Source organism: Actinoplanes sp. ATCC 53533 (assembly GCF_003947245.1).
On sequence record NZ_QHHV01000598.1, the window covers coordinates 1 to 912 of the forward strand.

The 912-nt window shown below is 68.5% G+C and carries 1 protein-coding gene; it reads left to right on the forward strand.

What is annotated here, in order from left to right; all coding sequences use genetic code 11:
- Nucleotides 1–305: 305 nt before the first annotated feature.
- Nucleotides 306–803: a DUF222 domain-containing protein gene (locus DMB66_RS60220; RefSeq protein ID WP_233625641.1), complete on the forward strand. Its 498-nt coding sequence runs from the start codon at nucleotides 306–308 to the stop codon at nucleotides 801–803.
- The last annotated feature ends 109 nt before the right edge of the window (nucleotides 804–912 follow it).

Below are 912 nucleotides of genomic sequence, written 5' to 3' on the forward strand. Positions count from 1 at the left end.
CAGCCGGTCGCCGGAGACCGGTGGATCGCCCTCGCACCCAACCTTGCCTTCTGCGGATCCGGATCTCATCCGGGTCCAGCGCGGCGTTCAAATCGCCCATCCGTTGTGCATCCCAGAGCTCGCCCGGCGTCGCGGAACGGCGTCGACATCCCGCCCGCCGGCACGACAGCCATCGCGTCGCATCCGGGTGGGTGTGTCCGGCTGGGTGTCGTCGGTGCTGCGTTCTTGTGTTGGGTTTGGGGTTATCCACAGGGCATCTCCGTCTTGTCGTGTGTCTGTGCCAAGTTGGTCGGGTGTTGGAACTGGTGTCCGAAGCCCGTCGTGCCGCCGCCGCGTGTGCGACGGCTCCGGCCTGGGTGGTCTCGGACGGGGAGTTGGTGGGGTGTTTGGAGCAGGCGTGGGCTGGGGTGCAGCAGTTGACCGCGGTGGTGGCGCATCTGATTGGGCAGGTGCAAGCGCGGGGTCTGCCGGAGGCTGACGCCGCGACCAGCACGGTGGTGTGGCTGCGTCAGCGGTTGCGGGTCAGTCCTGGCACCGCGGCCCGGTTGGTGGCCCTCGCCGCGGCCTTGAACCGGCGGCCGGTGTTGGACACCGCGGTGTGTGCTGGTGTGGTGGCTGCTGAGCAGGCCACGGCCATCGCGGCCACGCTCGCGGATCTTCCGGGTGATGTGGGGCGGGAGATCACCGATGAGGCCGAGCGGGTGCTGGTGAAGCAGGCGGGGGTGTTCGATTCGGTGGTCTTGGGCCGGATTGGGTGGGCGGATCTTGGAGCATGTCGCTCCGGAGGTCGCCGAGCTGCGTGAAGCTGATCTGTTGGCCCGGCAGGAGGCCCGGGCGCATTGCAGGCGGGGGTTCACCCTCAGTCCGTTGGGCAACGGTCAGGTCCGGTTGAGTGGCTACCTCGACACCAGC